Annotated in this window: 7 protein-coding genes; 6 read left to right on the forward strand and 1 reads right to left on the reverse strand. The window is 67.9% G+C overall.

Annotated features, from left to right (window positions below):
• The first annotated feature begins 18 nt into the window (after positions 1–18).
• The 3 genes from ACFWPQ_RS38285 to ACFWPQ_RS38295 are packed head-to-tail and all read left to right on the forward strand — an operon-like array spanning position 19 to position 4629.
• Positions 19–1248, forward strand: coding sequence for a hypothetical protein (locus ACFWPQ_RS38285; RefSeq protein ID WP_384045527.1), 1230 nt, complete (start codon positions 19–21; stop codon positions 1246–1248).
• Positions 1248–1778, forward strand: a complete 531-nt coding sequence (locus tag ACFWPQ_RS38290) for a hypothetical protein (protein WP_384045530.1) — start codon at positions 1248–1250, stop codon at positions 1776–1778. Before ACFWPQ_RS38285 ends, ACFWPQ_RS38290 begins: the two co-directional genes overlap by 1 nt.
• Positions 1779–1806: 28 nt before the next feature.
• Positions 1807–4629, forward strand: a complete 2823-nt coding sequence (locus tag ACFWPQ_RS38295) for a hypothetical protein (RefSeq protein ID WP_384045533.1) — start codon at positions 1807–1809, stop codon at positions 4627–4629.
• Between the two features lie 165 nt (positions 4630–4794).
• Here the strand turns inward: ACFWPQ_RS38295 and ACFWPQ_RS38300 are convergent, their stop codons facing one another.
• Positions 4795–5529, reverse strand: a complete 735-nt coding sequence (locus tag ACFWPQ_RS38300) for an IclR family transcriptional regulator (RefSeq protein ID WP_384045536.1) — start codon at positions 5527–5529, stop codon at positions 4795–4797.
• Positions 5530–5636: 107 nt separating this feature from the next.
• Here ACFWPQ_RS38300 and ACFWPQ_RS38305 point away from each other — a divergent pair, with 107 nt between their 5' ends.
• Genes ACFWPQ_RS38305 through ACFWPQ_RS38315 form a run of 3 tightly spaced genes read left to right on the forward strand, consistent with a single transcriptional unit; the run spans position 5637 to position 8283 of the window.
• Positions 5637–6752 carry a cupin domain-containing protein gene (locus ACFWPQ_RS38305; RefSeq protein WP_384045539.1) on the forward strand — a complete coding sequence of 372 codons (1116 nt, stop codon included), beginning with the start codon at positions 5637–5639 and terminating at the stop codon, positions 6750–6752.
• The gene (locus tag ACFWPQ_RS38310) at positions 6749–7576 is read left to right on the forward strand and encodes a fumarylacetoacetate hydrolase family protein (RefSeq protein WP_384045542.1); all 828 of its coding nucleotides are present in this window, start codon (positions 6749–6751) and stop codon (positions 7574–7576) included. Before ACFWPQ_RS38305 ends, ACFWPQ_RS38310 begins: the two co-directional genes overlap by 4 nt.
• A complete protein-coding gene (locus ACFWPQ_RS38315; protein ID WP_384045545.1) occupies positions 7573–8283 on the forward strand; it encodes a maleylpyruvate isomerase family mycothiol-dependent enzyme in 711 nt (236 codons plus the stop codon). Before ACFWPQ_RS38310 ends, ACFWPQ_RS38315 begins: the two co-directional genes overlap by 4 nt.
• Positions 8284–8414: the final 131 nt, after the last annotated feature.

Consider the following 8414-nt stretch of genomic DNA (forward strand, 5'->3'; position numbering starts at 1 on the left):
TCGAAGGGGTGCATTCACTTGACCGAATTCCTTCCCACTGATTTACGGTTCGAACTGCCCGACGAGGCCGTCCATCGCCTGTATCCCCGTCGTCTCTTTGTCGAGCCGACACTGAACTGCGACGTCGGATGCACCTTCTGCAAGTACAGTCCTGTCCCCCGTGGTGTCGGCGATGCGCGCCGCATGTCTTTGCCGCCGAGCGCCCTGGACGCAGTCGTTCGATTCTCTGCGTCCCACCCCCTGGAAGAACTGATCATCACCGGAGGGGGTGAACCCACCTATGAAATGACCGTGGTCGCAGCCCTCTTGAACCGCACGTTCACGAAAAATGTCAGCCTCTACACCGCCGGCCAATGGGCGCGGACGGCCGCGGACGCGTCAGAAATGCTGCGCAGTCTCATCGACCTCTCGCGATCAGGTGTTACGCAACGCAGCCTGACGATTCGGCTCAGCGTAGACCGGTTTCATGCCCGGACCCTGGGCGACGAGATACTCGGCAATATCGTCTCGGCATCCCGCGCCCACATCGGGTGTGATTCCTCCGTGGATGTGTCATACGAAGTGCGTACGATCCTCGGGCAGGAGACATATGTCGAGGACCTGATTCGCAGGCTCGGCGGATCGCTTCGTGATGCAGGACGCGGGTCGCTGAGCGCACGGGTGGGAGACCTCACGTTCCCTGTGACAGCCCGGGGAATAGTGCCACTGGGAAGAATGCGTCTGTCGCGCGCCAGAAGGATTCAGGAAAAGACGGCAGCAGAACTCCTGGAAGCCTACGAGTACGAACTCGGCGGTGGCTGGCCCATGCTCTACAAGGGCGGATGGAACGCCGGTGTCCGTTGGAGCGGGGACGTCTATCTGTACGGCGGCATGCCGCTCCCCTACGGCAACGTCTCGCGAGACGGGACAGATTTCTCCACCTCATTCCGTCGGATGGCCGAGGATCCGCTCAACTACATCGGGGCCGTCCGGGGGTTCAAGACGGTTTGTGACCTGCTCTTGTCCGCCGGCCTGCTCACCCCCGCACTGATGGAAGACCTTCACGACCCGTCCACGTATGTACCGATCACACTCGCAGACCCCGGACCACGCATGCGAGCCCAGATCATCGCGGCGGAATCGCTGGCTCGGTCGTTCGCCGACGGAGATGAGTCGGAGGATCGGTCGGCACGGCTGATCGATACCGCGAAGAACAGCACGGAACCTGGCGTTCAAGTGGCGCTCGGCGGGCAGATGGGAACGCGGTGATGGCGGCGGAGAACAGCGGACCTGCAAACAGGCGCCAGTCGGTAGGTGACGTATCGGACTCCGAAGACATCGCAGTCGACCAGTACGCGGAGACCGATGGCGAATTCTCGCAGGCAGTCGGGAGCATCAGAGCTTCGCGCGGGGTGCGGATCAGACAACAGGTCGGTCAGTCGCTGGATCTCGCCAGCTCTCTGCTCGGCTCCGCGGCGTTGCATGACGTATCACTCGAAGAGGTCCGGGCGGCGCTGGGCAGCATCGGACAGGTGACCATCACCTCGGCAGATGCCGAGCTAGCAGCCGCGCAGGCGGAGCACTTGGACAACGGCAGCAGCAAGGTGTCGCGAGCGATCCAGGCTCTGGCCGCCGCTCTCACGGTGACGACCGGGGCGTTGGCCATCGGATCGCTGTCCAGTGTGGAAGCCATGGCGGTGGCCGCACCCATGACACTCCTCCTGACGCATCTCATCGAGCCGGAACCGGTCATGCGGTTCCTTCAATGGCTGGGAAGCAGATTGCGGGGCAATCTCTGAGTAACTCCGAGGCGTTTGAGGGCCTGTGATGAATCAGAGCAGCGAAGGCCACGGTTCCCGGTCCAGAGGGCCGTTCCGCCCGTTCGTCGCCTTGGACGCGGCTCCGTTCGCGTTCGCGTCCTGGCAGGACGCCGAAGGTGTGGTGGCGGACACGCTTCGCGGAGTACTTCGGTGGGGCATCATCTCCGGGCCGGTCGGAGCGGGGAAATCGTCGTTCTTCCAGACGCGTGCGCGAGCCGTGATCGAGTCCAACGGATGGCGGCCCGTCTACCTCTCCGCCGGACAGATCGCCGATCCGGACAACTTGCTGATAATCGTGGCCAGCAGCCTGGGGCGTGAACCAGGAGTGCAGCAGATTCAGCAGTCGGCAGGTGACGTCGAACGATCCAGTTCCGTCAACATCGTTCAGATGATCCAGTCCGCCACCGCAACCAGTGGTCCGGGGACCGACTCTGTTCTGGCGCGCCTCCTATCGCTGGTTACTGAGGGATCGGAGCGGGTCTGCCTCCTCATCGACCAGGCCGAGCAACTCGTGGTGGAAGAAACCGCGGAGCAGAAGTCGATCCTCACCTCGCTGATCGCGATCTCATGTCTGGAGCACTCCCATCTGGCCGTGATTCTCGGAGTCCGTGACCGTTACATGGGCGAACTGCTCGCACGGATAGCCCAAACGACGCGACCTGCCCAGTACATCGGTGTCATCAGGGGAGTCACGACCGACGATGCTGTGAAGTACGCGCAGTCCGCTCTGGCAGACACTCCGGTGCGTATTCCACCTCGCCGTCTCGCGGCGCTGTCGAAAAAGGTGGCGACGGAGGAAGGGCTGGTCTGGCCGGTCGCCTGGCAGGCGATCCTGGAAGAGGAGTACACCCGACGGCTGGCCGGAAACAGGTCTCAGCGGGAGGCGACGCCGGCAGAAGTACTTGCCAGGGCAGTGCGGGCTCGTCTGGAACCACTTGAGCGCTCGCAGGCCGAGGACGCGCTCGTGGTCCTCCACCAAATCGCGAGACTCAGTGCCAGCGCCGGCCCGCAGGCAGTCAGGTCGATCGCGGCGAGTGCGCCGGGTTTGACGGAGTATGACGTGCAACTTGCCATGGCCCACCTCGATGCCTTCGGTCTGGTACGCGAGATTCGGCCAGGGCGGTTCGGCCCGGCGCACGACAGCCTGCTCTCGGCGGCGCTGCTCCTCAGGACCGGTGGGTCGCAGGACGAACTCGAGATCGAACTGCTGGACCGGGGAGTCGGGGCCTGGCTCGGCCAGAACGAGACGCCGTCCAATGTGGTCCTCCAGCAACTTGAGCTCCAGCTGGCTTCCGGCGAGATCGCGAGCCCGCACTTCGTCTGCGTCGCGGCCATCTCCTTCGACAGGCTCTACCGCAGAGACGACCGACTCCTGCATCTCATCAGGCGCGTCGGACGTTCCATGGACTCGGAGACGATCCGCAGGGTGGTGCTCTCGCGGGCGGGCCGCCTGGGCAGGCCCGCCGAACTGGAGCCCGCGGAGATCTTCGCCCTGCTGGTCCCTCAGGATTCCGAAGGGGGGCTGAACGTGCTCCGCATCCTCACATCGATGAACGAGGAGGTGAAGTCCTTCAACGACTCACTCATCCGGCGGGCCATCGTGGACTCGGGAAATACAGAGTTGCTGGGACTCCTGACCGGAGAAACGCAGACCTGGCCCTTGCGGATCTGGAGGCTGGTGCTCGATTCCTACTGTGTCAGGGGAATGCAGTCTCCCTCGGAGGAAAACGCCTTGCGGCTATGGGCGAAGTGTCCCCCTCGCGCGAAGGGAAGCCTGCTACGGCTCCTGTCGGACCATCACTACCTATGGCTCCAAGACGAAGTCGGCGAAATCCAACGGTCCGAGGATTCCGAAATCGCGTCCTTCGGACTCCGTATTACTCTCACGAGCCGCGCGCACGGCTGGCGGGAAACCCTGGGTTCCTTCTTCACTTCCGCCGACGTGGACCTCAGGCGTCGTACCGTCTTGCAGGTTCCGGCCGTTGCGAGCCTGCTCGACGAGGGATACCTGATCCAGAAGTTCTCCTCCGAGCCGTCCGCTCTGGTGCGCGAGGCTTTCACGGAGATCGCCGCCGACATTCTGCCGCGCGATCGTTTCCCCCTTCTGCAACTGGCGCTTCAAGACCGCAGTGAGATCGTGCGGGAAGGGGCGACCTATGCTTTGCGCACCTCACTGCCGAAGGAGAACGCGCTGGAGTTGTTGCAACTGGTGGAGCGTGATCCCTCCCCTTTGATCAGGGAGGCGATCCTGCAGGTTGTGACGCATTACCAGGAGGCTCCCTCGGCTGAGTTCCTCCGTACCGAGGTACGCCTCGGACAAGGAACTGTACGCGCGGCAGCCCTTCGGCTTCTAGGAACTCTGAGGCCTGACGAGGCAGGAGCCGTTCTCGCCGACGTACTGACACAGCCGGAGTCCGACCGGGAAATGAGGATGGCCGCGCTGGGGGCCGCCAGCGTCATTCGTTCCGAGATGCTCATCGGGTCCCTACGTTCTCTGCTGAGCACATCGCACGACATGGAGGAGATCACCGCCTGCCTGGACGCGCTCGAATCGATCCGGTCCCCGGAATGTGTCACGGTCATCGCAGGGGCCTCCCGCCACAGCAGCGGTCAGGTACGGGAACGGGCCATCTACGCCCTGGTGCGCCTTGGGGGACCGGTCGCGACGGAGGCCATCGCCAGTTGCATCTTCGACCCGGACCCCTCGGTGCAGGCTCCCGCGATCTACGGACTCGCGAGACTCGGTGTACGGGACTACTCGGGTGACGTGCGCCGAATGGAAGTCCGTTCCGACTGGGTTCGTCGGGCCGTCGAGTTCTACCTGCGTTGATGCCGCTCCGGCCCGGCCGCACCCTTCCGATCGCCCACGTCGCCGAGACCGGCGTGTCCCGCGGCTGCCTGTCCAAGTGGAAGAACCGCTATGACCAGTACGGTGAAGCCCGGCTTCCGGATACGTCCGGTCAGATCGGACACTCCCTTCCCGGCCGGGTTGCCGTCAGCCCAGTGCGCGCGTGACCGCCGCTGCCGTGCCGTGCAGCGCCGCGACCCAGCCCGGCAGGTGGTCCTGGTCGAAACGGGCGCTCGGCATCGCGAGGGCCACCGCGGCCACGGGTGTCCCGTCCGGGTCCCGGACCTCGGTGGCGACCGCGGTGAGTCCGGTCTCCGTCTTCTGGTCGTTGATGGCGAACCCGCGCTTCCGGACCAGGGCGAGTTCGCGACGCAGCCGGGGCAGGTCCACTCCCGGATCGGCGGCGTACAGGGCGGTGACCTGATCCTGGTCCAGCGCGGCCAGCAGGACCTTGCCGCCCGAGGTGAGGTGGGCAGGCAGGACCCGGCCCGCCCGGCTGCCCACCCTGAGGACCTGGTCGCACTCGGCGGTGGCGACGAACCGGGCCTCGGCTCCGGCGAGGACGATCAGGTTGACCGACTCCCCCGTCCGGTCGACGAGTCGCTCCATCAACGGCAGCGCGGCCCGGCGCAGCTCCGCCACCGGCGCCAGGGTGGCGGCGGCCGGGCGCAGCACCTCCCCGGCCTCGTAACGGCGGTCGGTCCGCTGCTCGGCGAAACCCCGGTAGACCAGCATCGCGAGCAGCCGGTGGGCTGTCGACACCGACACCCCGAGCCGTGCCGCCGCGTCGCTGACCCCGAGCGGCCCTTCCTGCCTGAGCAGCAGCGCCAGGTGCAGCGCGTGGTCGACCGAGGCGATCGGATAGGGCGGTGCATTCTTCACAGCAGAAAAACCTATCCCACAGAGCGGGAAGGGGTGAAGGGTGGGGGACGACCGGCACCCGCAGGGAGTCGACGGCATGCCGCCGTCGAGAGATCGGGAGTACCCGCATGACACCCGTCACGTCACCTGTGCGCATCCAGGCCACCGACGCCTCGGACCAGCCTGAACGCACGCCCCAGCTGGAGGACTTGTACCGCTCCTTCGAACACCAGCTTCTGGTACCGCTGTGGACCGAGATCGGTGAGCTGATGCCGCCGAGTCCCTCGTCGCGGGCCGTGCCGCATCTGTGGCGCTGGCAGCGGCTGCGGCCGGCCGCGGCGCGGGCCGGCGAGCTGATCCCGGTCGGGCGCGGCGGCGAACGCCGTGCGATGGCCCTCGCCAACCCGGGTCTCGGCGGTCAGCCGTTCGCGACGCCCACGCTGTGGGCGGCCATCCAGTACCTCAACCCGAACGAGGACGCGCCGGTGCACCGGCACACCCAGCACGCCTTCCGGTTCGTCGTCGAGGGCGAGGGCGTGTGGACCGTCGTCAACGGGGACCCGGTCGCTATGCGGCGCGGCGACTTCCTGCCGCAGGCGGGCTGGAACTGGCACGGCCACCACAACCGCAGCGGGCACGCCATGGCCTGGATCGACGGGCTCGACATCCCGTTCCAGCACTACACCGGCGCGACCTTCTTCGAGTTCGGCCCGGACGAGGTCGAGACCCGCGAGGCCCCGGACCGGTCGCGTTCCGAGCGGCTCTGGGCCCATCCGGGGCTGCGGCCGCTCACCCGTCTGCGGCCCACCCCGTCCACACCGCTGCTCGCCTACCGCTGGGAGTACACCGACCGCGCCCTGTCCGAACAGCTGGCGCTGGAGGCCGAGGGCGAGCCGGTGACCGTGGAGCCCGGCCACGCGGCGGTGCGTTACACCAACCCGACCACGGGCGGGGACGTGCTGACCACCCTGCGCTGCGAATTCCACCGGCTCGCACCGGACACCGGGACCGCTCCCCGCCAGGAGGTCGGCTCCTCGGTCTTCCAGGTGTTCGACGGGACCGGCGAGGTCACCGTCGGCAACACCAGCTGGACCGTGGAACGCGGCGACCTCTTCGTCGTCCCCTCGTGGCAGCCGCTCGTACTGGCCACCGAGGACGGCCTGGACCTCTTCCGCTTCACCGACGCGCCGATCTTCGAACGGCTGCACCTCGACCGCTCGCACCAGGAAAGGCCCGGAGCATGAAGCTCGCGACCGTACGCACGCAGGACGGACACCGCACGGTCCGGGTGGAGGAGGGCGGGTACGTCGACATCGGCCCCGGGGACGTCGGCACCCTGCTGGCCCGCGACGACTGGCAGGCCGTGGCCGCCGCCGCGGACGGACCCGTCGTCCCTGTGGAGCCGGCGCGGCTCGCACCGGTCGTCCCGCACCCCGGCAAGATCGTGTGCGTGGGGCTCAACTACCGTACGCACATCACCGAAATGGGCCGGGACCTGCCGGAGTATCCGACCCTGTTCGCCAAGTACCCCGAAGCGCTCATCGGCCCCAACGACCCGCTGACGCTGCCTCCCGAGTCCGAGGCGGTGGACTGGGAGGCCGAGCTGGTCGTGGTCGTCGGCCGCCGGGTGCGGCGCGCCGACCGGGACACCGCGCGGGCGGCCATCGCCGGCTACACCGTGCTGAACGACGTGACGCTGCGCGACTGGCAGTTCCGCACCCGCGAGTGGCTCCAGGGCAAGACCTGGGAGGCCACCACCCCGCTCGGGCCGTACCTGGTCACTCCGGACGAGCTCGTTGAGGACGCCGAGATCAGCTGCGCCATCGACGCCGAGGTGGTGCAGAAGTCCCACATCGGCGACCTGCTGTTCGACCCGGCCGACCTGGTCTCCTACATTTCGACGATCGTCACCCTCAACCCGGGCGACCTGATCGCCACCGGCACCACCGGTGGGGTGGGACACGCCCGCAAACCCCCTCGCTACCTCGCCGACGGTCAGACCGTGGTGACGCGCGTCGAGGGCATCGGCGAGCTGGTCACGCCGGTCCGCCGGGGCGAGGCGTCATGACCGAAGCGGCTCCGACCGCGTACCTGCGCTGGATGGCGGAAGGACACGAGTACTTCCTCGCCTGCCTCAAGGAGCTCGACGACGAGCGGCTGGAGGGGCCGAGCGCGCTGCCCGGCTGGACCGGACGGCACCTGCTCTCCCACGTCGGCCACAACGCGCGGGCCCTGTCCCGGCTGGCGCACTGGGCGGCGACGGGAGAACCGACGCCCATGTACGCGAGCCCCGAGGCCCGCGTCGAGGAGATCGCGGCGGGCGCCGCCTGGCCCGTCGCGACGCTGCGCGACTTCGTCGTGGCGGAGCAGGACCGGCTCGGCACCGCGCTCGCGGGCATCGCGCAGACCGGCTGGGACGCACCCGTCGTCACCGCGCAGGGCCGCACGGTCCCGGCGCGCACGATTCCCTGGCTGCGCTGCCGCGAGGTCTGGATCCATGCCTGCGACCTGCCGGACGGCGGGGACTTCACGGCCTTTCCCGGCGACTTCCTCGACGCCCTGATCGCAGACGCCCTCGACCGCCGCCGGTCCGTCCAGTCGCTCCCGCTCACGGTCCGGGTCACCGACCGGGACGCGCGCCCGGCGGACACGGCCGGCGAGTGCGTCGAGGGCCGCGCGGCCGACCTGGCGCGCTGGCTGACCCGCGGGGCGGCGGCACCGGATCTGCGGACCACCAGCGGGGCGCCCCTGCCGCAGCTGCCTGCCTGGCTGTAGGACCGTAGACACACGTTCGCCCGTGGTGGGGGGGGGGGGGGCGGGGCCGCGCCCCCCCCCCCCCGGCCGCGGTGACCACGTGGGCGCCCCCCCCCCCCCGGGCCCGGCGACCGACCCAAGTGGAGCGCCCC

The organism is Streptomyces sp. NPDC058464 (assembly GCF_042721035.1).
In the GTDB taxonomy this organism is placed as follows: Bacteria; Actinomycetota; Actinomycetes; order Streptomycetales; family Streptomycetaceae; genus Streptomyces.

What these genes read in the sequence shown, in the direction of transcription:
- ACFWPQ_RS38295 (WP_384045533.1), top strand. Translation starts at nt 1,807, where the DNA reads ATGAATCAGAGCAGCGAAGGCCACGGTTCCCGGTCCAGAGGGCCGTTC.
- ACFWPQ_RS38310 (WP_384045542.1), top strand. Translation starts at nt 6,749, where the DNA reads ATGAAGCTCGCGACCGTACGCACGCAGGACGGACACCGCACGGTCCGG.
- ACFWPQ_RS38290 (WP_384045530.1), top strand. Translation starts at nt 1,248, where the DNA reads ATGGCGGCGGAGAACAGCGGACCTGCAAACAGGCGCCAGTCGGTAGGT.
- ACFWPQ_RS38305 (WP_384045539.1), top strand. Translation starts at nt 5,637, where the DNA reads ATGACACCCGTCACGTCACCTGTGCGCATCCAGGCCACCGACGCCTCG.
- ACFWPQ_RS38315 (WP_384045545.1), top strand. Translation starts at nt 7,573, where the DNA reads ATGACCGAAGCGGCTCCGACCGCGTACCTGCGCTGGATGGCGGAAGGA.